Here is a 24,399-nt window from a genome sequence, read left to right as displayed (position 1 = left end):
CCTACCCTGCGCGTTTGACACTCCACCAAATCGAACGCACCGCGGCCGCCAGCCAGACGAGCGGCGCGGACATCCAGACGAGCATCCGCCAATGCGGGCGCGGACGGTACAAGCGATCCAGATAGCGCAGGTATGCCGCATGCCCCATCCAGATCATCCTCACCTTGCGCCGATTGATCGATGCGCCACCGACGTGCCGGACGGTGATGTCGGGGTCGTAGAGGATCTTCCCGCCGTGCTCCTTGAGGCGACGGCACCAATCGACATCGTTGAAGAACATCGGGTACGATTCATCGAATGGCCCCACTTCCTGCCAAACTGATCTTCTGATCATCAGGCAACTGGCCATCGGTTGTTCGACCGGCCGGGATGTGCAGCCGTCGAAGTAGCCCATGCGCCAGCGTCCGAATGTTTCCGATCCGTGAAACACAAGGGACAAACCCAGAAGGTCGTACCACAAAGTATCCAGCCGCGGCAGTTCGCGCAGTGACAACTGCCGCTTCCCATCGGGACCGATCAGCATCGGCGCGACGGCTGCCAGTCCGGTATCGTGCTTCAAGCGCCGGAACAGTGCATCGATACCGCCGACCGGCAGGACAGTATCGGGATTGAGCAGGACCAAAAACTCTCCAGCCGCGCACTCGGCGCCCTGGTTGCCGGCGGCGGCGTAGAAGCGATTGGTCGTGTTGGCGATCAACCGCACGTGAGGGAATGTCCGCGCGATGAGATCGACCGTCCGGTCGGACGATGCGTTGTCGACGACAACGACATTCAGCGGCTGCGCGCTCGCGGCATACACGGATTCGATGCAAGCCACGATTTCGCGCTCCGAATTGTGGGTAACAATCACGACATCGCAGATGGCGTTGCTCACGGCCCGGCACTCCTGCGGCGCTCATCCGCGAGCAAGGCACACAGTTCCGAGAGACGGCGCGTCTGGTCGCGTCGGTCGAATCGGGCGATGTCGGCGATGCGTCGGACCGGCGCCGTGCGCGTCAGCAACGCAATCTGATGAAGCGCCGCGGCTCCAGCACCGGTGTCATCGGGCGCAACGACCCAGCATCCGGGCACGCCTTGCAGGAGGCGCGCGGCGGCGCCATGCAATGGCGCGATCAGCAGGATCGGGCGCAAGGTCCGCAGCGCTTCGAAGATGCGTCCCGGCACGATGGCGCCGGACCCTTGAATGTCCCTGATCGGAATGGCAATCACATCCGCGGCCACGATGGCTCGGATCGACTGACTATGAGGCAGGTACCCGACTTCATCGAAGATCGCATCAAGTCCGCAGCGGTCCGCCATAGCGTTTGCGTCGATTCCGATGGAAGCTCCCACATGTGAGATTCGAACGGTCAACTGTGTCCCGGAGTTTTTCCAGGCCCTGACGGCGGCGAAGATCGGCTCAGGCGAAAACTCCTCGCTGAATGTGCCGGGGCAGACGATCGTGAAGTTTGCGTCGCGGGCACTCGCCGTCGACGTGTCCGCGAAGTCGGATTCGTCGTAGCCATTGTGAATGATCTCGACAGGATGGGCCGGGCCATGTTGCGCCAAGGTTGCGGCGATGCCGTCGTTGACCGCGATCAACCGGTCGGCGGACCGCACGATTCGTTGCATCGATTTCTGATTGATCGCCTCGTGCAGCGGGGTCGCGCCCCAATCTCCGGCGCGAATGGCCCAGGGATCGCGAAAGTCGGCGACCCAAATGACGTGTGAACGCAGACTTTCACCGACGTGGTGTATTGAGGGCGGCGGCGACGTGGTCAGGATGACGTCGAAGGGCTTCTCACGATGTAGCCGTAGCGCGAGACGGCACGCCTGCCGCGCGTAGAAGACTTTGTCGTCCGGCAAACGTGTCCATTGGTTCCAGGCACGCCGCAAGACCGGCGCAATTCCGCCTCGTCCCCGGATACCGGACGATTGTCTGCGCACTTTGAATGGGAGCCGGTCCGGTGTCCATGGTTTGACGCGCTCGACGCGGACAGTCGCGGGCAGATCATCCAGCAGCGTGGGATCGAACTGGTGATAACTGCCGACGTCGGGCGCGATGACCGTGACGTCCCAACCGAACTCCGGCAGGTATTTGGCGAACTTCAACGGGCGTTGCACTCCCCCCATTCCCATGGGCGGGAAGTAGTAGCAGGCAATCAGTATGCGCGGCGGCGTGTGCGTCGGCATGCCGGAATACTCAGACACTGTTACAGGCCTGAATTGTTTCGATCATGGCGTTCTCGACTGCGGTCATGTTGTCAATCCAGCGGGCGCGCCGGGTGATGATTTCGCGATTGCGCGCGGCGGCCCGTTCGCGCAGATCCGGCTGCGCGGCGGCGCGACGGAGGCGCTCGGCCAGCATGTCGGCGTTACCGACCTCAAAGAACAGACCATTATCGCCATCGACAATCCACTCGCGATTTCCGGGAATGTCGGTGACGACCGGATAGCATCCGGCTGCCATCGCTTCCAACAGGGACACGGACGTTCCGTCCGATGAGGACGTGCTGACATAGAGGTCGGCTTTGGACAGCGCTTCGCGCAGTTGTTCGGCCGCCAACCATGGTCTGCACTCAAACAATGCCCCGACTCCCAATCGATGGGTCAGCTCTCTTAAGCGCTCCGACTGCGAACCTTCGCCGATCAGGACGAAACGGAACCGCGACTGTTCTTCGGGTGAGAGAAGCGATGCCGACTGCACGAGCGTCTCGACGCGATACAGCGGTTCGTGGCGGCGGTTGATCACGACGGTTACGTGAGAGAGCGGCTCGCGTGGGCGCGTCTTCGCGATATCCAGCCACTCATCATCGACACCCAACGGGATCAGCGAGATGGCGTCGGGCTTCGCGTCCAGATCGAGCAACTTGCCTCGCAGGAATTCGGCATCGGCGAACACTCGGTCGGCCCGTTTGAGGACATAGGATATGCGCCAACGGTGCAGCGGGGATTTCCGCGGGGAGATCAGCACATCGGAGCCCCAGGCGGAGACGCTGACAGGATGCGATCCGGCCATTGCCGCCAGCCAGCCATAGTCCGGAATGAACAGGGCGCTGACGATATCGGGGCGGAATTGATCGATGATTCGGCGGACTTTGCTGACTGTTCGGAGAACTCGCCATGCGCGGTGTCCGGTCACCGCGCCCAGGGACTCGGCCGGCTGACCAGAGGAAATCGGGGCAAACGACAACCAGCGCGTTGTCCAAGCGCGGTCGGCAAACCACTGCGCCCATCGCTGGGCATGGGTGACGCTCGCTTCGCCGAGAATCAGAATCTTCGCCGGGCGATCGTTGATGAGCACGCGCGCAAACAACGGCGAGGGACACCCAATCGGAAAGCGGAATCCGCATTGCGGCTCACGCTGTCCCGAGCGCCTTTCGCATGGCCGCATACCACCTTCGGCGGCAACGCAACTCCCGACGCTGAGTGGAACGCGCGCCCCAGCCGCGTTTGAATTGATCCAAGCCGTCCGTGGACTGCCCCCCCGGACCGGAGCCCAGATCGACCGTGTGAATGCCCCGCTGCGCTAATGACGCGAGAATTCGGGCAAATAGTGCATGATTGGCTCCGCCGTGGGATTGCTCACGGACGACAGCGCCGTCGACGTAGACGGCGCTGTTTGCATGCACCAGAAACAGCGCGGTGGCGACCGGTCTTCCGTTCCACCACGCGGATTCCCAAAGCAGTGCATCGGTCGTTGAGAACACGTCACACAATCGCGGGCCGGCACGCCGATTCAGGACGATGCGTGATCGGTGTGCCGCGTTCTGCCAGCGATCGATCAACTCGCTGACGTCAGATCGATTTCGGACTGGGCGAAACTCGAGATTCCGTGCGTTGCCTTCGCGGACATTCCGACGATGCCCTGGAGACCATTGGGTCGCCAAACTTTCGCGGTCCACAGCGAGTGCATCGATGATCCAGGTTGCGTGTCCAAGTCGATCGACGGTCCACCCCTTGATGTCGGCGTGCGACGGACCACCGGTTCGGCACCATTCGACCGTCCTTCGGCCGCACAACGCTTTGTGCAAATCGAGCCAGGCGCTTCCCGATAGTGCGGCGTCATCTCCCATCGGGCCGTACGGTGTTCCCATCGGCAGCGAATGGCACATCTGGAGTCCGAACCGTCCTCGGCGTACGACCGGAACGGCGCATTCAATCGCGCCCACCTCGTTGCAATGAGTCCAGAGTTCTGCGCGGGTGCCTGGCCACATCATCTCCCAAAACAGCGGCCATTCGGGGAGCAGGTATGGTGAAGGGTTTTTGGTAACGGACAGCAGTTTGAGCCAATCGACGCGTGGAAACGTGCGCACACTGTGGCAGGTCCATTTCATGGGGCAGAGATGACCGCTTAACGCCGATTGATCACTGCGATTTTGCCGCGTCCGTGCGAACCATCGGGACCGCTGATCACGAAGAGATAGATTCCGCTGGCGACATCGGAACCGTCCGTGGTGCGGCAATCCCAGCCGGCATTCACCGGACCATTGTGGACTTCGCGTCCGTCGATGGTGTAGACCATGACGCGGCCATTCGGATCGGCGTTGAAGCGGACGATCGCCGGATCGGCTCCTGTGATCTCGACCGGGTTGGGATACGCGATGACTTGTCGGACAGATTCGGCAACCGGGGGCGGTCCGTTGGTCGATGACAGACCGCCCTGGGTGGCAAACCAGACGTTGCCGGTCGCCTCATCGACGGTGATGCGACGGACGCCTTCACCCGCAATGCCTGAATTGGTGGAAGTGAAAAACTGCTCGGTTGCGTCGGCCGCGAGATAGACCACGCCGAGCGAAGTCCCCACCCAGATGCCGTTGGCGACATCGGCAGCGAGCGCGGTGATGGTCAGTCCCGCGTCTCCCGGTAACGGGATATGTACAAAACGCTGCAAACGCGGACGCCACTTGGCCAGCCCGAGGGTTGTGCCGACCCAGAGCGAATCGAGGCGATCCACCAGCACCGCGTAGACGGCATCCGACGGGAGACCGTGCTGCATCGTAAAGTAGCTGACCTGAACATTGACGGGCAGCGGGTCACCGTCGTTGCACAAGGACGACGGGTGCGACATGCGGATCAGCCCGTTGCCTCGCGTCCCGATGTACAGGGCATTTTCATCCAGCGCCAGCGACGCGCGCAGCTCCGGGATCTGGATACCGTCGGCGGCACCAAAGTATCCCCAGCAATCGCTTTCGGCGAAGGCGATGGCGCGTCCCGAGTCGGCGAACGTATTGGCCAACCAGACGCGACCGCCGTCATCGATGACGATATCGGTGACGAGGATGAAGTTGTTGGGCTGTTGGTTGTCGGCTTGAAACCACATCAACGTGTGTTCGTCGCGATTCAATGTGTCGTAGTGAATCCACCCGGTGTCGGACAGCGGGACTCGGGAGTTGACCTTGTACGCCCCGGTTCCGAAGGCGCCGAGCCAGACATCGCCATTGGGCGCGATTTCAACGACTTCGCCGGGGAAACTGGCGCCGACGTGATAGTAAGGGAGCGTTGTCCAGTGACCGTCCTGGAGATACGCAGCCCCAAAGTTTGGAAAAATGCACCAGGCGCGCCCGTCTGAATCGATGGCCACGTCGCTGACGGAATTCCCCAGCGGACCGTCGAACAACTCTTGTTTCCAACCGGCCGCATTGCGGCCCCAGACTCCGTATCCGGTCTGTCCGGCCCACAGCAAGCCGTTGCCGTCGGCAGCGATCGCGCTGAAGAATCCGGGCAAGGCGCCGGGTATGATGGCCAACCCGCACACGGTTGGCGTGCAATACCCGAGTCCGGATTCCAACATGACCCAAAGCGTGTCGTTGTCTACGACCAGATCGACAATCTGCATGTCGGGAAACGCAACCTGCTCCCAGGAATCCGCGGCGACGTTATATCGGAACACTCCATGCTCGCCGCCGGCGTACGCGTCGCCGCGAAACGTGATCACCGTGTGAAATGCCCCACCCGGCGACCATGTCTGCCAATGCGAACGAATCAGGAGGAACGGGTCGTTGACTCCGGCACGCGCCAAGCCGACGTCGCCGGCAATCCACAAGACGGTATCGTCAATGAATACATCGTCGACCGGCGAGTTGTCGGGCCAACCGCCGATGCGCAGGTAGCTCTCTTGAATCTCTCCGCCATGCCGTTCGATGTCGAATTTGTGAATGCCAACCTGAGAGCCGACCCATAGGTAGCCGTACGCGTCATCGTCGGCAGAGTAAATCGCAATGGGCCGATCGTCGGGATCGACAAAACCATAGACACTCCATTGGGCATCGGCGCGACGGCGGCTGAGCCGTCCGCGTGTCCCGCCGCACCAGACACGGCCGAGGGCATCGACGGAGACGAAGCGCAGATCATTTTCGCCCATACCATCGGAGTTGGTCATCCGGCGTTGGGCGGGATTACCAGATGTGCTCATCCACACGAGTCCCCCGCGCGTCGCCATCCAGAGTGTGTCGTCGGACACGGCGAGGTCCATGACTCCATTCACGTCGGTGTAGTTGGTCCAAGTGCGGCCTTGCGCACCGGCGCTCACGGTCACTGTGAACGCCAGAGCGAGAATCGACGTCGCGGCCCCAAGCGGGAGTAATCGAAGGTTTTGGTCGGCGCAGTCGCGCATGGTCGTGTCGAACGGTCACGCCCAACATGCACGACGGGCGTATGTCGATCAAACGGAATGCGCGGTCGGCGTCGTGCGCGAGCGCCGTGACAACAGGGCGGCGATCAAAGCCAGTGCGGCGGCGGCGGCGGCACATCCCTGCCCGAAAAACATCCCGTGACGGAGAAAAAACGTCGTCTCGTCGGGTCGGCCCAGCGGCAGGTCGAAGATTCGGACATCGGGAACATATTGGGCGCCGGCATCCCGAATCCGTCCGGCCCGGTCGATGAAACACGAGATTCCGGTGTTGGCCGATCGGGCAATCGGCCGGCGATTCTCAATGGCCCGGAATACGGCGATGTCGGCATGCTGCGTGGGGCCGGATGTGAAGCCGTACCAGCCATCGTTGGTGATGTTCACCAAGAAACGGGCCCCGTTCGCGGCGAAGCGCCTGATGATGGCGGGAAATGCCGATTCAAAGCAGATGGCGGCGGCGAAGGGCCCGTGTTCGTGCTCGAAGAGCCAATACGTTGTCCCGGCCGTGAAATGCGCTCCGCCGACATCGAGATTATCCAGGACATGCCAGCGATTTGAAAACGGTATCCACTCGCCGAACGGCACCAGTTGCAGCTTGGCGTGATACGCGCTGTCGTATGCGCCGTCGCGGACATAGACCGCCGCGTTGTAGCGCAGATACTGCTGGGGCGACAGGCGTTCGTATTCGAGCGTTCCCAGCAGGATGGGCACGGACAGTTCCGCGGAGAGCCGTCGGATGGCGATGCGATGTTCGGGACTCGAACGCAGGTAGAGCGGTGCGGCGGTTTCCGGCCAGACTATGAGAGCCGCACCGCTATCGGCGGCGGCACGGGTCAGCGTCTCGTAGACGGCAAACGAGTGGTCGACCGCGCCATCTTCCCACTTCTGAAACGAGTCGATGTCCCCCTGCAAAACGGCGATGCGGATGCTCTCGACGCTCTCGAGGCGATCGACCGCGCCGTGCCCGTACAGGTACGGCAGGACCAGTGCGAGGATGAGACTGAGCACGTGGAAGCGGACGTTTCCCTGGCGACGCGCTGTCCAGCGGAGGAACAGCCGCAGCATCAGGACGGACGTGAACGCCACCGTGAAACCGACAAAGAGATCGCCGGCGATGTCGGCGTGCTGGATCATGTAGACGTACGTGACCTGGCTTAGCGACAGATTGGTCCACGGAAACGCCAGTTCGCCGAGGCCACGGAGGTACTCGTGACCCACCCACACGACGGGAAACAGCCAGATGGCGCGCGGGCCAAATCGTGTTTCGAAGAGTGCACATAGTCCGAAGACAGTTGCAACATAGAGACCAAGGATGGCCGCCATGACCAGCATGCCTGGCGGCGCCACCCAGACCACCCAGTACAATGTCCCCAAGTGCCAGACGAAGCCGATCAGCCACCCTCGGCGCGCGGCTGTCTTCCAGGAGATTGGCCGATTGCGCCCCAAGCCAGCCGTCCACAGCGCGAGTCCGAGCGCAGGGTAAACCAGAAATCCGAGAGGAAACGGCGGATAGGAGAGCGCCAGCAGTGCGCCGGCGATCACACACGACAGCGCGCGAGCGGAGAGTGCGCCGCGGCGATCGCTCTGGATATTTACCGGGACAGCAGTTGACGCGGAGGACATACCGAGAGTCTGAGGCGATGATCTCAGCGTCCCGTTCCGACAGAGAGGCGGACGCTCCGTTGGCCGCTGAGCGTGCTGCCGATGTGATACGCCGACACACCCGCTTCCGCCAGAGCGGCAATCGCCTCGGTGACGGCGTCAAGGTCGACGACGACGATAAATCCGATCCCCATGTTGAAGACGCGGAACATCTCGTCGACTTCAATTTGCCCCTCGTGCTGAATGAACGTGAACACCGGCAATGGGGGCCATTGGGAGGGATCGACGACCGCCTGTACACCCTCGGGCAGAATGCGAATGAGGTTGCCTTCGATTCCGCCGCCGGTGACGTGCGCCATGCCGTGAATGCCCACCCGACGGCGCAGCGCGTCGACGGCGTGACGATACGACGGGTGCACGGCCATGACCGCATCGCCCACTGCCTGCCCCTTGAGCTCATCGGGTGTATCGTCGAAGGCGAAGTTGTTCAAGTCGAAGAGCACCTTGCGCACCAGCGAGTAGCCATTGGTGTGCGGCCCATTGGCCGCCAGCCCGATCAACGCCTGTCCCGCCTTCACCGCGGAGCCGTCGATGATCGCATCACGCTCCACGATCCCGACGATGAATCCGGCGATGTCGTAGTCGCCGACCTTGTAAAGCCCGGGCATCTCCGCGGTTTCGCCGCCAATGAGTGCCATGAGATTGGTACGGCACGCCTCGGCAATCCCGGATACCACATCTGCGACGATGGCGGGATCGAGGCGTCCCAGGGCGAGATAATCGAGAAAGAACAGAGGGCGCGCGCCGCTGGTCAGGATGTCGTTGACGCAGTGATTGACCAGGTCCTGGCCGATGGTGCCGTGGCGGCCTGACCGGATTGCGAGCTTGAGCTTTGTTCCGACGCCGTCGCAACTGGAAACGAGCACGGGACGGCGTTCAGTCGCCGTGTCGATTTCGAAGAGCCCGGAGAATGGTCCGACGCCTGCCAGCACACCGTTTGTATAGGTCGTCTGAGCGATCCTGGCGATCTGGCCTGCGGCCTGATCGGCGGCTTCCAGATCGACTCCGGCTGATTGATAATCGACTTTGGCCATTCGCCTTGCTGTGATCCCTCCCGCCATTGACGCGAGGGCCGCATTTAGGGACGCCGCCGCCGCTTTGTCAACTCCCCATCGGGGCGCATAAGGAGGACCGCATCAAAAGAAATCAACCGGGTCCACATCGACCTGCCAATTGATGTGGTTTCTGCGCAATGATGCGGTCGATTCGGATTCGTATTGGTCCAGCCGTTCATGCGTCGCCGGGATCGAGTCGGTCTTGATGAGAACATTATGGAAGTAGATCCGCCCGCGTTTGGCGAACAAGGCCGGCGCGGGTCCGTATACGGCGCCCGCGCCGGTATCGGCGCCCGCATTCTTCCAGAATTCAGTCAGGCCCTTTGCGGCAGTCAGCGAGCGCTGCGGTTCGGTCGCACTGAACACGCACAGGACAAGATGGCCGTATGGCGGGTATCGCAAGGCGCGCCGTCGCGGAAGTTCGCGGGCAAAGAACTCCTGCGGGTCCTGGCGCGCCGCGATGGCGAGCAGGTCATTATCCGGGCAGAATGACTGCACGATCACGCGTCCGGGCTCGGCATCGGCCCGACGACCGGCGCGTCCGGCGACTTGGGTCAGAAGCTGGAACGTGCGTTCCTCGGCGCGGAAATCCGGCAGCGACATCTGTTGCTCCGCCCAGATGACGCCGATTAAGTCGACCTTGCCGACATCGAGACCTTTGGTGACCATCTGTGTTCCGACCAGAAGGTTGCATTCGCCCGACGCAAACCGTCTCAGGATGCCTGCGGCGGTCCCCCGCCGGGCGGCGATGTCGGCATCGAGCCGTTCGATCCGCACGGGCGCGTCCAGACTCGCCAGCAGCAGCTCGATCTTCTGCGTGCCGGCGCCGCGCAGATTAAACTCTGCGCCATTGCACGCGGGACAATGATCCGGCGCTTTCATCACATGGGAACAAACATGGCAGCGCATCGACCGGTCGCGGGCATGGTAGGTCAGCGCCAGATCGCACGAGGGGCACCTGACCGGTTGACCACAGGCACGGCAGGCCACGCTCGTAGAATGTCCCCGGCGATTGAGGAAGATGATGGCCTGCCGTCCGGAACGGAGCGTTTCCTCGATGGCCGATTTCAGAGTCGGAGAGACCCAGCGTTCGTCGCCGAATCGCTCGGCACTGCGCAAATCGACGATTCGAACCGTGGGCAGGACGCCGTGGCCAACGCGCTGCGTCAGTCGCAGGAGCCGATATTCCCGCTCGTTGGATTTGTGAATGGTCTCCAGGGACGGTGTCGCGGAGCCGAGCAGACAGATCGCCCCGGTCAAGCGCGCGCGTTGTACGGCGAGGTCGCGCGCATGGTAGCGCGGCGCCGGATCGGATTGTTTGTAGGATTCAGCGTGCTCTTCGTCGACGATAATCAGTCCGAGATTCGGCATCGGCGCGTACACGGCCGACCGCGCGCCGACCACCATCCGGTAGCGGCCCCGGGCAACAAGCCGGGCCATCCAGTACCGTTCGGCCGACGACAATCCGGAGTGCCAGACAGCGATGCGTTCCTTCAACGACTCCTGCAGGCGCCCGATGAGCTGCCCGGCGAGCACGATCTCGGGAACCAGAAACAGAACGTTCTGCCCGCCCGCCCAAGTCCGTCGGATCGCCTCGCAATAAACGGCTGTCTTGCCCGAACCGGTCGGCCCCCATAGGAGCGCGATTGGGGAGGCACGGTCGCCGCGGATGGCGTCGAACTCCTCCAGCACACGCCGCTGTTCATCATTGAGCTTGTCGTATTCCGGCTCGGCGCCGACGCACTGCTCGGCGTGCCGATCGGAGACGGGATGCCAATCGAGTGCATCCTGTTCCAGAAGTTCGCACAACTGCGTTGCTCCTCGGGACAGGCGGCGTGTCATGGCGCGCGCAGTCACCGCCTCCCGAAAGGTCGTGCCGGACTGCAACAGCGGTTCGAGTTCTGCGGGGAGTTCGCCGGTGAACGCCGGGTGCCGTCCGAAGAAGATCGCGTCGCCAGGAATGGGGGGACGTTTCGTTTGCCAGCGAAGCGAGACCAGGCCCCGTTCGGCCAGACGATGGAGCGTCAGACGCCATCGCCCGGAGCGTGTCATACCGCGTGCCAGAGTCGTGACCGGGGTGTCGCGATCGGACGGCAGATGTCGCAGGATGCGCTGCTCGGTCGCGGTCAGGCGCGGCGCCTGCGCCGGCACATCGTTCCAGTCGGGGCGAATCATGCGACACGTCTCCACGGCGTCCGACATCATGGGAGCGGCGGCGACCGCCAATGCCTCGCCCAGCGAGCAACGGTAGTAGGCAGCGACATACCGACACAGCGCGAGCACATCCGGAGGAATCGTCCAACCGGAATCGATCGGATGCCTGAGCGACTTGAGTACTTCATTGCGATTTTCGATTGTATCGGCCGCGACAATGATGCCGACTGCGTCGGAACCGCCCAACGGCGCCACCACCAACTCTCCCGGTTGGGGGACATCGGGCCAATGGTCGGGTACACGATAGGAGAACTCGCGTCGGACCCGGCGTTTGAAGGCGACATCCACTGCGACAGCCGCGCGCGCGCGTGGCGACGGACTGGCGCCCGTGGGGTCGGCGCCGTCTGTCGATGCGAGACGGGGATTCATGGCGCCACGAATGTATGCCACGGGGCGCGCACAAAAAAGCGGCCCCATTGCCGGGGCCGCAGAAAGTGATCTTCGGGCCGCGCGATTACGGGCACTTCGGCGCCCACTCCTGCAACTCGTCGGGACGGTTCAGCCGTGCCAGGGTGACCTTCATCATCCGGCAGATGCCGATGTTATCGGGGTTGTTTTCGGCGGCGGCCAGCAGCATCTCTCGGCTCTCCTCCCACAGGGCAGACTGCTCGGGTGCGACACCGACGTGATTTTCGATGAGCGTGCGGATGTCGGTCAGAATCGCGTCCCGGTCCGCCTGTGTGAAGCGCGTCTCAACCTCGGTCAGTTGTGAGGCGATGGAGTAGTAGGCGATGCCCAGCAGGCGCCACGTTTCGTCATCTTTCTTGTCGAGCTCGACGACCTTTCTTAAGTTCGGAATGCCGCGTGCGAAGTTTTCGAAGGACTGTCTGAGGAAACCGATGTAGGAGGTCTTGGCGACATTGTCGCCGGCGTTGGCCAGCAGCGTCTTGTCGTACTTGGCCAGCGAGTCCTGCAGCCGAATGGCGTTGTTGTAGAAGAAAATCCCCATGTTGTACCAGGTGTCTTTCGAATTGGGATCCTGGCGCACGACAAGCTCGTACCACTTGTACGCCTCTTGCTCGTTGTCCAAGCGTGAGAAGCAGTCGGCGATCGTCACGATCGTGTTGATGTTGGCCGGGTCGAGCTGGTGATAGCGGCGATAGATGGCGATCGTATTGCCCCACTGCTCCTGGTCGTAATAGGCGGAGCCCAGCGCCGAGAGGATGTTGCGGTAGCGGCTGCGCTTCTCGTCGGTGAGTTTTTTGTACTTTTTCTCGAATTCCTTGTACGCCTCTGTCGGGGAGCCGGTCGAACCGGAGAAAAACACAGTCGAATCGTACCAGTCGGTGGTGGAATCGACGAATTCGTAGCGATGAAAGAGGGTCTCGGCCTTCGCCAAGTCGGCGATGGTCGAATCGACGTCGCCGCGCCGTTGGTGGATCAGCCCGCGGACTGAGTACGCCCTGAACTCCAGCGGCCGCAGCAGAACGCACTGGCGCAGCTTGTTTTGGGACATTCCACGCACGATCCCGGCGTTTTTGCGCGTGCTGTCGGCCAATGCGGGATCGGTGATCGTGTCCGCCAGCGAGGCGAGGGAATCGGCCTGGTTGAAGAGCTTCACGGCATCCTCCAGGCGTTTGATCCACAACGATTCATAGAGCTTGTCCAATTCCTTCGCTTCCTTTTCCCACTGCTTTGGCGTGGCCAGCGACTTCGACAACTCGTAGGAGGCGACCATGCTGTCGATCTCGTCCTTCTCCGCCCAAATCGTTCCCATGAGGAAGTGAACGTCATGATTCTCCGGATAGTTGGCGCGGGCGATGTCGAGATTCTGGATGGCGCGATTGAACTCGGGAGGATTCGTCTGCAGAGCAATGCGGGCCGTACGCAGGTAGACGTCGACCGGCTGCACCGACTCCAACGACTTTTGCGCGAATGCGAGGGCGGAACAACCGATGACACACCCTGCTATGACCAATCCTCTGAGAATCCTCATCGTCTGCTCCTCCCCGTCATGCCATCCCGCGATCTTCGATAACCTGGGCTGCAGGCCGCCAGCATATGACGCCGTGCATGTTGGCGGCAAGCGGTTTCTGCGCATTGTGTCAACTCTTCTTACACCGCCGGCTCACTGTCGGACGATCCCGCATCCTCTGGGAACCGCGCGACGCTCAGGAGCGCTGGCGGACGGTGAACGTCAACGTGGTTTCGCCGTTGGCGGTTACCGGGAGCCGCCACTCGGCGGTGTTCGCGTCCTTCTTCTCGAACTTGTGTGACTCAGAGGATATCGACCAGTCACCCCAAAAGTGTTCGACAACCAAAACCGAGATGTCGGTGTCCTTGTGGTTGCGCAGGTTGACCGAGATGTCGATTTCGACCACGCGGTCGGCGATGCGTCGCTGGTTGACGACTGTTCGTTCTCCGATGATATCGAAGGCATTGCCGAGATAAACGCGGACCTCCTCGTCTTTGGGCGTGTGATCGATCAAGTCTTCCCCGACAAATTCGAGCGAGCCGTCCGAGGATGCCTTCATCGCGCGGACTTTTCCCTTCGGCAGCGGCATGCCGAGCCCGGCACTCTCGGAGTTGACGAACTCCATCGTGACGCGCACGTTGTCGCCGTAGCGCGCCCCCTCGTAAGTGTAGACCTTCTTCGCGTTCACGGTTGCCGGTTCAAACAAGGACAACTGCTTGATCTCGTTGTCGCGCACGGTCGAGGGGCGATCAAGCGTGTAGAGGTGATACTCGAAGAACTGTTCCTGCTGAAAGTCCGATGCCGCGCGCGACATCGCCATCATTTCGGGGCGGGGCTTGTATTGATCCTGAACCAGATTGACGTCCCCCGCGACCAGTTTGATACGGGCATCAGCGTAGGTCGCACCGCTACGGTTGTCGATCGATACCCAACCGGCCAGCTCCAGCCCGTCCTCGGCGGCATTGATCGTCGCGATGTATTCGGCGTGCCAACCGATCTGTTTGGTGAGATAACGCACCTCTGAGCGCACCGACCCGTCGACGTCCGATTGGAGCTTCCAGACCAAAGTCGGACGAGTAATCAAATCTTTGGGGAGCTCGGCCAATGATAAGTCGGCGACCTCTGCGCGATTGACAAGGGTCAATCCCCCATCGGGACGACGCAGCGTGTATGCGCTGGGGTCGGCGGCCAACAGGACGCCGTCGTGCACTTTTTCCTGCTTGGTGATCAGTTGGACCTGCTGGTCGATGTACTTTTGCAGGATCTTGTCGACCGACACGAGATCGTAGCGGTAATCCTGCTCGAGCAGCGTGACGGCGTTCGGATGATCGACGGCGGTAAACGCCACCGAAGTCGGATCGATCGCGGCCGCGACGTCGGTGAATTCGAGATCGAAGACGCCGCGTTGGTAGTCGAGCGTGCGCGTTTCCTTTACCAGCGCCAGATCGTTGTTGTAGACCGTCAGTCGGACTTCGCCGCGCGCCGTTGACGCCATCGCCGCGCACACGATCAGCCCCATTGTCATCCATCGTCTCATTCGAATACCCCCGTTCCAGAGAACATTATGAGCACCGGTCCACGCTGTGATTCCGAGACTGTTACCCGCGAGGTGCGCGGATCGTCCCGGAAATTTCATGGGACGGCAATCGCCTCACCAGCCGACCAACTGTTCGAGGTTCGACTGGATGCGGGCGACGATCTTTTCGAAGTTTTCCCGCTTGGCGCGCTCGCGCTCGACGACGTCGGCGGGGGCGTTGGCGAGGAAATCATCGTTGCTGAGCTTGCGGTTGATCTTTTCCAGTTGTGTCGAGTGATGTTCGAGGTCGCGCTCCAACCGGCGCCGTTCGGCCGCCAAGTCGACCACTCCTTCAAGTGGAATGAATATCTCGGCATCGCGGATGACCGCCGAGGCGCTCGGAATCGGCTTGTTGACCTGTTTGTCGATGGTCAGGTTTTCGATGCGCCCGAGGATCCGCACGTTGTCGGCGTAGGTGCGCAGGTGGCGCAGGAGACTGGTGCGGTCGGCGCGGATCAGACAATCGATGCGGCGGCCGGCGGGAATCTTCATCTCGGAGCGCACGCTGCGGATCGCATTGATGACGGCGAAGACCTGGCTCATCGCCTCTTCCAACTCGTCATCGATGCGTTGCTCGCCGGCTTGGGGCCAGACGCTGATCGTCACGTGATCGGGCGCGCCCTGCAGCATGGGTCGCACATGCTGCCACAACTCTTCGGTCACAAACGGGGCCAGCGGATGCAGCAGGCGGACGATGTGTTGCAGGACATACAGCGACACAGTCGTCGCCGTGCGACGGTCGGCGGCGTCGTCGCCCGCGTATCGGGGTTTGACCAGTTCGAGGTACCAGTCGCAGAACTCGGCCCAAATGAAATCATACAGCGCCTTTGATGCGCTGTTGAATCGGAATTCATCGAGCTGGGCGGACACATCGCGGATCGTGCGCGACAGGCGGCTGAGAATCCAGCGGTCGGGCATGGCGAGCGCGTTGTCGTCCCAATCCGGCTCCAGCGCGACCCGCTCGGGATTGTCGCCCTGATTGGCCAACACCAGTCGCGCGGCGTTCCAGAGCTTGTTGGCGAAGTTGCGTCCGAGCTCGAACGTATTCGGGCCGATCAGCGGATCGCGTCCTTCGGGAGCCGCCAGCATCAGCGACAGACGCAGCGCATCGGCGCCGTGTTCGTTGATGACATCCAAAGGATCGATGCCGTTGCCCAGCGACTTCGACATGCGCCGTCCCTGCGTGTCGCGCACGGTACCGTGGATGTAGACGTCGGAAAAGGGGATCTCACCCATGAATTCGCACCCGGCCATGACCATCCGCGCCACCCAGAGGAAGATGATCTCCGAGGCGGTGAAAAGAGACTGGGTCGGGTAGAACTGTTTGAGCTCATCGGTCTTCTCCGGCCAGCCGAAAGTCGAAAACGGCCAGAGCCACGAGGAAAACCAAGTGTCGAGGACGTCTTCATCCTGACGATATAGTGCGGCGTTGGGCGGGTTGGGACCGACATGAACCGAGCCGTTGTCATTGTGATAGAAGACCGGGATGCGGTGTCCCCACCACAACTGCCGCGAGATGCACCAATCGTGGATGTTCTCCATCCAGTGGAGGTACACCTTCGACCAGTGCTCGGGATGAAACCGGATGCGTCCGGAAGTGACCGCCGCGATCGCGGGCGGCGCCAACTCGGACATCTTGACGAACCACTGCTCGGAGAGATACGGCTCGATGATGGTCGAGCAACGATAACAGATGGCCGCGGACAGCTTGTAGGGTTCGGTCTTCTCCAGGAGGTCTTGTGCTTGAAGATCAGCTATGATCTTCTGGCGCGCTTCGCTGCGGTCCAGCCCGGCGTAGGCGCCGCCCGTCGAGTTGATCGTGCCGTCGGGGTCGATCACCTTGATCGAATCGAGGGAGTGGCGACGCCCGATTTCAAAGTCATTCGCATCGTGCGCGGGAGTGACTTTCATCGCGCCGGTGCCGAACGTCATGTCGATGTAGGCATCGCCGATGATCGGCAACACGCGGTTCATCAACGGCAGAATTGCCTTTTTGCCGATGAGCTTCTTGTAGCGTTTGTCCCGGGGATTGACCGCGACGGCGGTGTCGCCGAGCATCGTCTCCGGACGCGTGGTCGGGATCACGATGTGCCCGGAGCCGTCCTCCAGGGGGTAACGGATGTACCAGAGCGAGGAATCGCGGTCTTCGCGTTCGAGTTCATCGTCGGAGAGGGTGGTGCCGCAGCGCGGACACCAGTTGACGATGTACGTCCCCTTGTAAATGAGACCTTTGTTGTATAGACGGACGAAAACTTCCAGCACCGCCTTCGACAGGCCCTCGTCCATGGTGAAGCGGCTGCGTTCCCAGTCGCAGGAGCAGCCCATCAGCCGCAATTGCTCGAGGATCGTGTCGCCGTTTTTTTTCTTCCAGTCCCAGACGCGTTGCAAAAACTTCTCGCGTCCCAACGCTTCGCGGGTGGCGCCCTCTTTGATCACCTGTTTTTCCACGACGACTTGAGTGGCGATGCCGGCATGGTCGATGCCCGGCAGCCACTCGGCCTCGAATCCCGACATGCGCTTGTAACGGATCATCACATCCTGCATCGTGTTGTTGAGCGCGTGGCCCAGATGCAGGATGCCGGTGACGTTCGGGGGCGGGATCACGATCGTGTATTTGGGCTTTCGGGACTTTGGATCGGCGTGGAAATAGCGTCTGTCCTGCCACTCTTGCAGCCAGCGTGTCTCGGCGCTGCGAGGATCGTAGTTCTTGGGTAGTTCGATGGCGCTCATGGGTGCCGCTTTAGCTTCGCTGAAAGAGCGGCATACTACGCCGCGTCGCGGGGGTCTGTCAAGGGGCGGCGAACGATGGGAATGTCAGGAGCAAAGGGATTCTGAGCTAGTCACTGATAGCCTGGCGTCAATTGGAATATCTGGCCGGTCTCGATCTTGAGTATCTGGAGCCCGCGTGAGCTACGAGTATCGGAATAGACTATGAATCTTCCGTCTGGTGACAATCCAAACGGAGTCCACGCTGAGACGGCTAGGGGCCTCAGTGACTGTGAGAGTCTGTGGAGTTGAAGGACTCTGTAGGAACTCAGTTGAGAATCGTAGGCGGTAAAGTACAGGGATCCATGGTCGGGACTCATCCGCGGATTATCGATTGTCCGGGTGTCACAATGAATTGTATCTCGCGGAGACATCTCCCCGGTCGACAGCAGAGCGATGCAATCGCGATAGCCCGCTCCGTTAACCAGCACGACCATTGAATCTGAGTCGGGAAACACATGCGGAGACGAGACATAATCTGAATCATTGGATGTATGGCGGATCACGTCAGTACCGTCGGGATTCATGGAGTACACTCCGCCCGCGGAGCCATGCTCATTCGAGAAGAAGATCCGACCGCTGACTCTCGACCAACTTGCCGAGGCATATGAACCGTCCATCAGCACCGTTGAGCTGTCGCCGCCAACGAGTATCTTCCATATTCCTCTATCCCCCGATAACAGAAGCCAGCGACCGTCAGGGCTCCAATCAATATTGAGGGCGAACTGAAACTCATCGCAGATTGTCGTGATCTCTCTTGACTCCGCATCTACCAGCCGTATGAACGTGTTGTACAAGTAAGGCGTTGAAGACTGTTCTTCAGCCCAATAGGCCACCGTCCGACCGTCAGGCGACCAAGCGGGACACGCATCGAGACCTTTCGGGCTCGGAGGGGGCGGAGGCGGGGGTGGCGGCGGACCGACCACCGTCCGTTCTTCCGTGCATCCCACACAGCCGGCGAGAACCGCGCATGTGGCCATGTACGTCAGGAGAGACCCGAGCCCACCTGCCATAGACCGCATTCCGGCTTCCTTCCTTTCTTCTGCCTGATCGGCTTCAAGATCGGCATCTCCAGCGGCTTGTCAAACGGAATCGGCGGCGAAGCAGCGTCACCGGTCCGACAACTCCATTGCCTGAACATGTTACCCCCAATCTCGGCGCATCAATGCACCGACTGTCCATCCTTGCGCGTGAGTTGGAACACCTGTCCAGTACGAATGCTGATTATCTGTAGCCCGCGTGTCCTCGCTGCGTCGTGATAGACAATATAATTTCCGTCCGGCGAAACGCTGAAGGGATTCTGACTCGTTGCGCCCGTCAAAGGAGTTGACACACCGAATTCCCTCTTGAGATTGTAAATGCGCTGAATCTCTTGAGCCGTGTCGAATCCGACAAAAAAGACACTCCTCTGATCCGGTGCCGGGCGGGGGTGGGCGACCAAGGGCAGTCCACACGCCAAGACCTCTTCAAGCAGCACATCGTGAGGGTAGTAGAGCGCAATGCAGTAATCGCCGTTTGCGTCGTAACTTTGTACGACGAGCGTATCCGAGTCCGGAAAAACATACGGGCATTGCATGACCCCCGATGCTGGATAGGTCCACCTTTGAAGGTTTGAACCGTCCGGCTGCATCGAGTATATCCCGCCCTCGGATCCGCCGTTGATCCCGAAGAATATCCTGTTGCTGACGGAAGACCAGCTCGCTGAAACGTGAAACTCTCCGACCTTCAGGAGCGTCAGGCTGTCTCCGGTTGCCAGCATCTTGAAGATGCCAACTTCCGTGGATAACAACAGCCAGTGCCCATCGGGGCTCCAGGCCAGGTCGAAGACGAACATCTGATCATCTCGTAGAATCGTAGTCGTGTCGTAGGTCCCGACGTCGACAAGTCGGATATAGGCTCGAATATTGATCTGATTCGAGTCGGTTTCGGCGGATACATATGCAACCGTTCTCCCATCGGGCGACCAAGCAGGAAATCCATCGCTGTAGCCGAGTTGCGGTGGTGGAGGCGGCGGGGGTGGAGGTGGCCCCGCCACGGTCCGTTCCTCCGTGCAGCCAGCGCAGCCGGCGAGAACGGCACAGACCGCCATGCACGTCAGGAGAGACGAGAGCCCACTTGCCATAGACCGCAATCCAGCTCCCTTCCATTCTTCTGCCTGATCGGCTTCAAGTTCGGCATCTCCAGCGGCTTGTCAAACGGAATCGGCGGCGAAGCAGCGTCACCGGCCCGATTCCGACAAATTCGGTCACCATTGGCGACTTCGCGACTTGGGGACGCCCCACCAATGCGCCCTTTGACGCGACATTCGTATGGATTACACGCGATAGCAGCGTAATATTCCATTGAGATTCGATTTTTCACTCCTATGCCTCGCCGCCCACACCCAAAGAAGTACAGCTTCAATGATCTGGTCGCCATCATGGGCCGCTTGCGCGCGCCGGGCGGCTGTCCATGGGATCGCAAGCAGAATCATCAGTCGCTGCTCCCCTATCTGATTGAAGAAACCTACGAGGTCGCCGATGCGATTCAGAAGCGCGACATGGACGAATTGTCCAAGGAACTCGGCGACCTGCTGTTGCAAGTTGTATTCCACGCGCAGTTGGGCAGCGAACGCAAGCGGTTCAGCATCGACGACGTCACCGATCACATCTGTCGCAAGCTGATCGCGCGGCATCCGCATGTGTTCGAGAAGAAGCGGCGCCTGTCGGCGCGCCAGGTGCTGAGCAACTGGGAGCAGTTGAAGATTCAGGAGTCAAAAACCGACGGGGAGTCGCGCGGCGCATTGGACGGGGTGCCGTCGAGTTTGCCGGCGCTGCTGAAAGCATTTCGACTTCAGGAAAAGACGGCGCGTTTCGGCTTTGACTGGGACGAGCCGCTGGCCGTGCTCGATAAAGTGGCGGAGGAAGAGAATGAGCTGCGCCGTTCGCTGAAGAGCCGCAAGGGTCGGCGACGGCGCAAGCAGGAGGTGGAGCACGAATTGGGCGATCTGCTGTTTGCGCTGGTGAATCTCGCGCGTCATCTGGGCATCGACCCCGAGACGGCGCTGACAAAAACCAACCGGCGTTTCATTCGGCGATTTCAATACATCGAAAAGCACCTTCCGAAAACCGGCAAGAGATTGGGCGAGGCGAGTCTGGCCGAACTGGATGTGTTGTGGGAGGCGGCGAAGAAGGTTGTCGGATAGGGGCGATTCAGTCGCGCAGCTATCCGAAGTGCTCAGTACACCCGTACGACCTCGGTGCCGGGGTAGTACGTCGTCAGGATTATGTCATAACGCTCCCCGTCGCGGGCGCGACCGATCATGCCGCACTGGCACATGCCGACCCCATGGCCGTATCCGGTGCCGTGAACAACAGCACCGACAACGCGGCCATCGGCGTCACGCGTCGGCTCCAGAGTGAAATTGCTCGACGGCAGAATCGTCCCCGGACGCGACGGACGTCCCAGCGCCCAGCGAATCTTGTCGTCCAGGATTGTCCAAATCCCCGACGATGTTTCCACCGTCAGGCGGCGGTACCGCCCCCCGGCAGTCCTGCCATCGAGACGGATGTCGGTGATACGATCAAAGTCGGCGATGGGGGCGTCACGCAGCAGACGCCGATAGGAGCGCAGGTTGCCGGTCAGTGTCGGTTCGTCGAATTCTTCTGTCCACTCGGTGTATTTGGACCAGAGGCAAAACGTGTCGTCGACGACTCTTTGCAGATAGGGTCGCGGCGACGATCCCCAGATGTCCTCGATGGCATCGGTGGAGCCGCCGCAGGTTGAGTGATAGAACGCGTCGATCAAGTGGCCGTCTGAGCGGATCACTTCGCCAGCAGTCGCGGAGACGGCCCGGTCGACCCAGTCGCGGCGCTGGCTGCGCCCGAGGTAGACCTGATCGCTGACATCGGCGTGCAGGTCGTACGACTTCGATTCGTACTGGCCCAAATGCGCCAGGGCATAAGTTCGCGCGGCGACCGCCTGCGCCTTGACCGCTTCGATTTCATCATCCCGACGTTCCCCCAGCTCCGGCTGCAGGACCCCGGTGAGGTAGTCATCGAGATTGAGGCGGTTGACAACCTGAATCTCCGCGTTGTCGCGGCCAACGATCAGACAGCCGGAATGAGCGATGCCGTTGACCGTGAGGACTCCGTCGTCGTTGACAGTCTGGATCGTGAGGCCATTGAGGTCCAGCCCCAGGCGCGCGCCGTCGGCCGAAATGACGTCGATGCCGCCATTATGAATCGTAAGCTGCACACTGGCGTGCGTCGAGTAAGTCAATATGGCGCCGGTCGGCTGCTCGGGAATACGGATGAGCATGCGGTCGGTCGTGGAGACGATCAACTCACTGCCGGGATCGGGGAGCCGCACGCGCACGACCGGCGGCACCGTTCGATCGGCGCGAAACAATCCGGCCGTCGTCGTAAGCTGGGAGACGCAGCCGGTCGCGCCGGGCAGCAGTAATGCGAAGAGTGACGAATACCGAACAAATCGGGACATTGAGCTATCCAGTATAGGGCTGCGCAATCACGCCGAGAACGGCGGGCTTGCCCCCGGTTGCGCTCCCGAGATTTCCCGCGCGGCCCCGCAGAGTTTCGTGAGCCAGTATCGCAAACCCCGCCGGTTCCACGAACTGCGGCGGGATTCCGAATTCATCACTTCCGACCAGCTCCCATCCGATCAACAGATCGCGCAGCCGCCGCATCAACGCGCGATTGCAACCGCCGCCGCCGGAGACGATGAGCCGGCGTGATGACGTGATCGGCTTGATCCATCGGCTGATCGCGCGTTCCGTCGCGCGCGCCGTGATCTCGACGACGGTGGCCAGCCAATCGGCGGGCTTGTCACTGCTTGCACCCCTCATCAGAACGCTCTGTTCCACAAATGCTGCGCCAAACTCCTCCCGGCCGCATGTCTTGGGCGGACGCCGGCGAAAGTAAGGATGATTCAATACGCGCCGGAGTGCGGGGGCGATTGCTGTGCCGCGCATCGCCTCACGACCATGACGATCGAAGGGCCTGCCCAACAGCCGTCTCGCGAGTTCGTCGGAGATCATGTTGCCGGGACCGATGTCGAATGCGATAACCCGGAGCCGGCCGCGCGAATATTGTGATACCGAGATGTTGGCGATGCCGCCGAGGTTCAGGACGATGCATCCTGTTCCAAACAGCAAATGGTGATAGTATCCGGACAGCGGCGCCCCCATCCCGCCCGCGGCGGTATCGGCTGCGCGGAAGTCGCCGACCGTCACACGACCCGACAGGTGAGCGATCACGTCGGGTGATCCGATTTGCAGCGTGGTCGGGCCGCTCCACAGAGCCGGCGACGACTTCGGGTAATGGGCAACCGTCTGCCCGTGCGAAGCGATCACATCGACGGGATGACGGCGCATGATTGACCGTGCCGCAGCGGCGATGGCACGTCCGAGCGCCATGTCCAGAACGATGAGTTCGCGCTTGTCCAATGTGTCCGTCGATGCAGCAGACATGAGCGCGCGCCGAATGCGTCCGGGGATTGCATTCTGTCCGGTTGCCAGCACTCGAAATCGCGGCGACGGCCGCCGATCGTCGATCCGCAACAAAGTCAGATCGAGGCCATCCATGGACGTGCCGCTGTTGACACCCAGCACATTGAGGCGGCGGCGGCGCAGGATGTCTTTGAGGGAATTGCCCGCTCTCATGAGGTCGATTGGGAAGTTGTCGCGTTGGCAAGGTGCTCTTCATAGGCAAACAGCGCCTGCCTTTGGAGGAGACGATTGCGACAGACGAGGAGGTAGTCGCATCCCGCCGCGCTCGCGGCCGGCACCGCCATGTCCATCGAGTAGCGCTGCGTGATCGCGCTCATCGCCATGTCATCGGTCAACACCAAGCCGTTAAAGCCGAGCCGTTCGCGAAGCAGTGCTCTCACGATGATCGGCGAGAGGCAGGCTGGACGTGCCGCATCCAGCGACTGCATCCGCTGGTGGCCGACCATGACGGTCGCGACACCCGCCTGGATGGCGGCCCGGAAGGGGATTACGTCAATTCGTTCCCAATCCGGAATCGACGCGTCCCCGATTGCTTCGTTGCGGTGCGTATCCTGCGCGACCGTACGCGTACCGGGGAAGTGCTTGGCGCATGCGGCAACGCCGACCCGTTGAATGGCCGGAATCACAGCGGAAGCCATGAGCGCCACTTGAGGCGCCGAATCGGAATACGTCCTTCGACGGAGCCACTCGGCATGGTGGTTCCCGACATCCACGACCGGCGCCAATAGAGTATCGATGCCGAAGCCATCGAGCCGTCGGGCAACATTGGCGTAGGCATCCGCCACGACGCGGACATCCTCCGCTTCGTAGTCCCGCAGGTCGCGCATCGAGGTGGGAGCGTCCGGCAGACGGCGGACTTGGCCGCCCTCCTCATCGATCATGATCCGCAGCGTGGGACCGCCGGCGTCGCGCAATGCGCGGATGGCGATGGACAGCGCCCGTTCATCGACGGCATTCTCACGAAAAATCACGACACCGCCGACCCGTCGATCCTCGATCCAGCGCAGCAGCTCACGGTCCGGGCCAGTGCCGTCGTAGGAGAAGACCAGAGGCGATGAGATGTTCCGCGCGTGAGTCATCACGAGTGATTATAAA

General features: G+C 61.3%; 16 protein-coding genes. 1 reads left to right on the top strand and 15 read right to left on the bottom strand.

Features of this window, described 5'->3' with window-relative positions:
- Position 1 precedes the first annotated feature (1 nt).
- The 12 genes from VGB22_10260 to VGB22_10205 all read right to left on the bottom strand — a co-directional run bounded on the left by VGB22_10260 (position 2) and on the right by VGB22_10205 (position 19,632).
- Entirely contained in the window at positions 2 to 874 is an 873-nt protein-coding gene (locus VGB22_10260; GenBank protein ID HEX9751647.1) for a glycosyltransferase family 2 protein, read from the bottom strand.
- Complete coding sequence (locus tag VGB22_10255; protein ID HEX9751646.1) at positions 871 to 2,172, bottom strand: glycosyltransferase; 1,302 nt, start codon at positions 2,170 to 2,172, stop codon at positions 871 to 873. Before VGB22_10255 ends, VGB22_10260 begins: the two co-directional genes overlap by 4 nt.
- Positions 2,173 to 2,182: 10 nt before the next feature.
- Complete coding sequence (locus VGB22_10250; protein ID HEX9751645.1) at positions 2,183 to 3,373, bottom strand: glycosyltransferase family 4 protein; 1,191 nt, start codon at positions 3,371 to 3,373, stop codon at positions 2,183 to 2,185.
- Entirely contained in the window at positions 3,339 to 4,295 is a 957-nt protein-coding gene (locus VGB22_10245) for a GNAT family N-acetyltransferase (GenBank protein ID HEX9751644.1), read from the bottom strand. The genes VGB22_10250 and VGB22_10245 overlap by 35 nt, the downstream gene beginning before the upstream one ends.
- Before the next feature lie 38 nt (positions 4,296 to 4,333).
- The gene (locus VGB22_10240; protein HEX9751643.1) at positions 4,334 to 6,595 is read right to left on the bottom strand and encodes a hypothetical protein; all 2,262 of its coding nucleotides are present in this window, start codon (positions 6,593 to 6,595) and stop codon (positions 4,334 to 4,336) included.
- A 48-nt stretch (positions 6,596 to 6,643) separates the two neighbouring features.
- Positions 6,644 to 8,152, bottom strand: coding sequence for an apolipoprotein N-acyltransferase (lnt, locus tag VGB22_10235; protein HEX9751642.1), 1,509 nt, complete (start codon positions 8,150 to 8,152; stop codon positions 6,644 to 6,646).
- Positions 8,153 to 8,256: 104 nt separating this feature from the next.
- On the bottom strand, positions 8,257 to 9,306 hold the full coding sequence (purM, locus tag VGB22_10230) for a phosphoribosylformylglycinamidine cyclo-ligase (protein ID HEX9751641.1): 1,050 nt from the start codon (positions 9,304 to 9,306) through the stop codon (positions 8,257 to 8,259).
- Positions 9,307 to 9,408: 102 nt separating this feature from the next.
- Positions 9,409 to 11,910: a primosomal protein N' gene (gene priA / locus VGB22_10225; GenBank protein ID HEX9751640.1), complete on the bottom strand. Its 2,502-nt coding sequence runs from the start codon at positions 11,908 to 11,910 to the stop codon at positions 9,409 to 9,411.
- A gap of 85 nt (positions 11,911 to 11,995) precedes the next feature.
- Positions 11,996 to 13,477 carry a hypothetical protein gene (locus tag VGB22_10220; GenBank protein ID HEX9751639.1) on the bottom strand — a complete coding sequence of 494 codons (1,482 nt, stop codon included), beginning with the start codon at positions 13,475 to 13,477 and terminating at the stop codon, positions 11,996 to 11,998.
- 175 nt (positions 13,478 to 13,652) lie between these two features.
- On the bottom strand, positions 13,653 to 14,993 hold the full coding sequence (locus tag VGB22_10215; GenBank protein HEX9751638.1) for a DUF4139 domain-containing protein: 1,341 nt from the start codon (positions 14,991 to 14,993) through the stop codon (positions 13,653 to 13,655).
- Between the two features lie 114 nt (positions 14,994 to 15,107).
- Entirely contained in the window at positions 15,108 to 17,762 is a 2,655-nt protein-coding gene (locus VGB22_10210; protein ID HEX9751637.1) for a valine--tRNA ligase, read from the bottom strand.
- Positions 17,763 to 18,960: 1,198 nt separating this feature from the next.
- Positions 18,961 to 19,632 (bottom strand): hypothetical protein, encoded by a 672-nt coding sequence (locus VGB22_10205; GenBank protein HEX9751636.1) that lies wholly within the window; start codon positions 19,630 to 19,632, stop codon positions 18,961 to 18,963.
- A gap of 531 nt (positions 19,633 to 20,163) precedes the next feature.
- Between VGB22_10205 and mazG the strand changes: the two genes are divergently transcribed.
- A complete protein-coding gene (gene mazG, locus VGB22_10200; GenBank protein HEX9751635.1) occupies positions 20,164 to 20,982 on the top strand; it encodes a nucleoside triphosphate pyrophosphohydrolase in 819 nt (272 codons plus the stop codon).
- A gap of 32 nt (positions 20,983 to 21,014) precedes the next feature.
- On the opposite strand, the gene VGB22_10195 is transcribed toward mazG, so the two are convergent.
- Genes VGB22_10195 through VGB22_10185 form a run of 3 tightly spaced genes read right to left on the bottom strand, consistent with a single transcriptional unit; the run spans position 21,015 to position 24,383 of the window.
- A complete protein-coding gene (locus tag VGB22_10195; GenBank protein ID HEX9751634.1) occupies positions 21,015 to 22,277 on the bottom strand; it encodes a SpoIID/LytB domain-containing protein in 1,263 nt (420 codons plus the stop codon).
- A gap of 4 nt (positions 22,278 to 22,281) precedes the next feature.
- Positions 22,282 to 23,457 (bottom strand): anhydro-N-acetylmuramic acid kinase, encoded by a 1,176-nt coding sequence (locus VGB22_10190; protein HEX9751633.1) that lies wholly within the window; start codon positions 23,455 to 23,457, stop codon positions 22,282 to 22,284.
- A complete protein-coding gene (locus VGB22_10185) occupies positions 23,454 to 24,383 on the bottom strand; it encodes a glycoside hydrolase family 3 N-terminal domain-containing protein (protein ID HEX9751632.1) in 930 nt (309 codons plus the stop codon). Before VGB22_10185 ends, VGB22_10190 begins: the two co-directional genes overlap by 4 nt.
- Positions 24,384 to 24,399 lie beyond the last annotated feature (16 nt).

This window comes from Candidatus Zixiibacteriota bacterium, from assembly GCA_036397555.1.
GTDB lineage: Bacteria > Zixibacteria > MSB-5A5 > WJJR01 > WJJR01 > DATKYL01.
Note: the sequence above shows the minus strand (reverse complement) of the source record. Positions and strands in the feature narration are given on the sequence as shown.

Excerpts from the sequence above, each read along its gene's own strand:
- VGB22_10255 (HEX9751646.1), bottom strand. The coding sequence starts at position 2,172 with ATGCCGACGCACACGCCGCCGCGCATACTGATTGCCTGCTACTACTTC.
- VGB22_10250 (HEX9751645.1), bottom strand. The coding sequence starts at position 3,373 with ATGCGGCCATGCGAAAGGCGCTCGGGACAGCGTGAGCCGCAATGCGGA.
- VGB22_10240 (HEX9751643.1), bottom strand. The coding sequence starts at position 6,595 with ATGCGCGACTGCGCCGACCAAAACCTTCGATTACTCCCGCTTGGGGCC.
- purM (HEX9751641.1), bottom strand. The coding sequence starts at position 9,306 with ATGGCCAAAGTCGATTATCAATCAGCCGGAGTCGATCTGGAAGCCGCC.
- priA (HEX9751640.1), bottom strand. The coding sequence starts at position 11,910 with ATGAATCCCCGTCTCGCATCGACAGACGGCGCCGACCCCACGGGCGCC.
- VGB22_10220 (HEX9751639.1), bottom strand. The coding sequence starts at position 13,477 with ATGAGGATTCTCAGAGGATTGGTCATAGCAGGGTGTGTCATCGGTTGT.
- VGB22_10215 (HEX9751638.1), bottom strand. The coding sequence starts at position 14,993 with ATGAGACGATGGATGACAATGGGGCTGATCGTGTGCGCGGCGATGGCG.
- VGB22_10210 (HEX9751637.1), bottom strand. The coding sequence starts at position 17,762 with ATGAGCGCCATCGAACTACCCAAGAACTACGATCCTCGCAGCGCCGAG.
- VGB22_10205 (HEX9751636.1), bottom strand. The coding sequence starts at position 19,632 with ATGTTCGTCTTCGACCTGGCCTGGAGCCCCGATGGGCACTGGCTGTTG.
- mazG (HEX9751635.1), top strand. The coding sequence starts at position 20,164 with ATGCCTCGCCGCCCACACCCAAAGAAGTACAGCTTCAATGATCTGGTC.
- VGB22_10195 (HEX9751634.1), bottom strand. The coding sequence starts at position 22,277 with ATGTCCCGATTTGTTCGGTATTCGTCACTCTTCGCATTACTGCTGCCC.
- VGB22_10190 (HEX9751633.1), bottom strand. The coding sequence starts at position 23,457 with ATGAGAGCGGGCAATTCCCTCAAAGACATCCTGCGCCGCCGCCGCCTC.
- VGB22_10185 (HEX9751632.1), bottom strand. The coding sequence starts at position 24,383 with ATGACTCACGCGCGGAACATCTCATCGCCTCTGGTCTTCTCCTACGAC.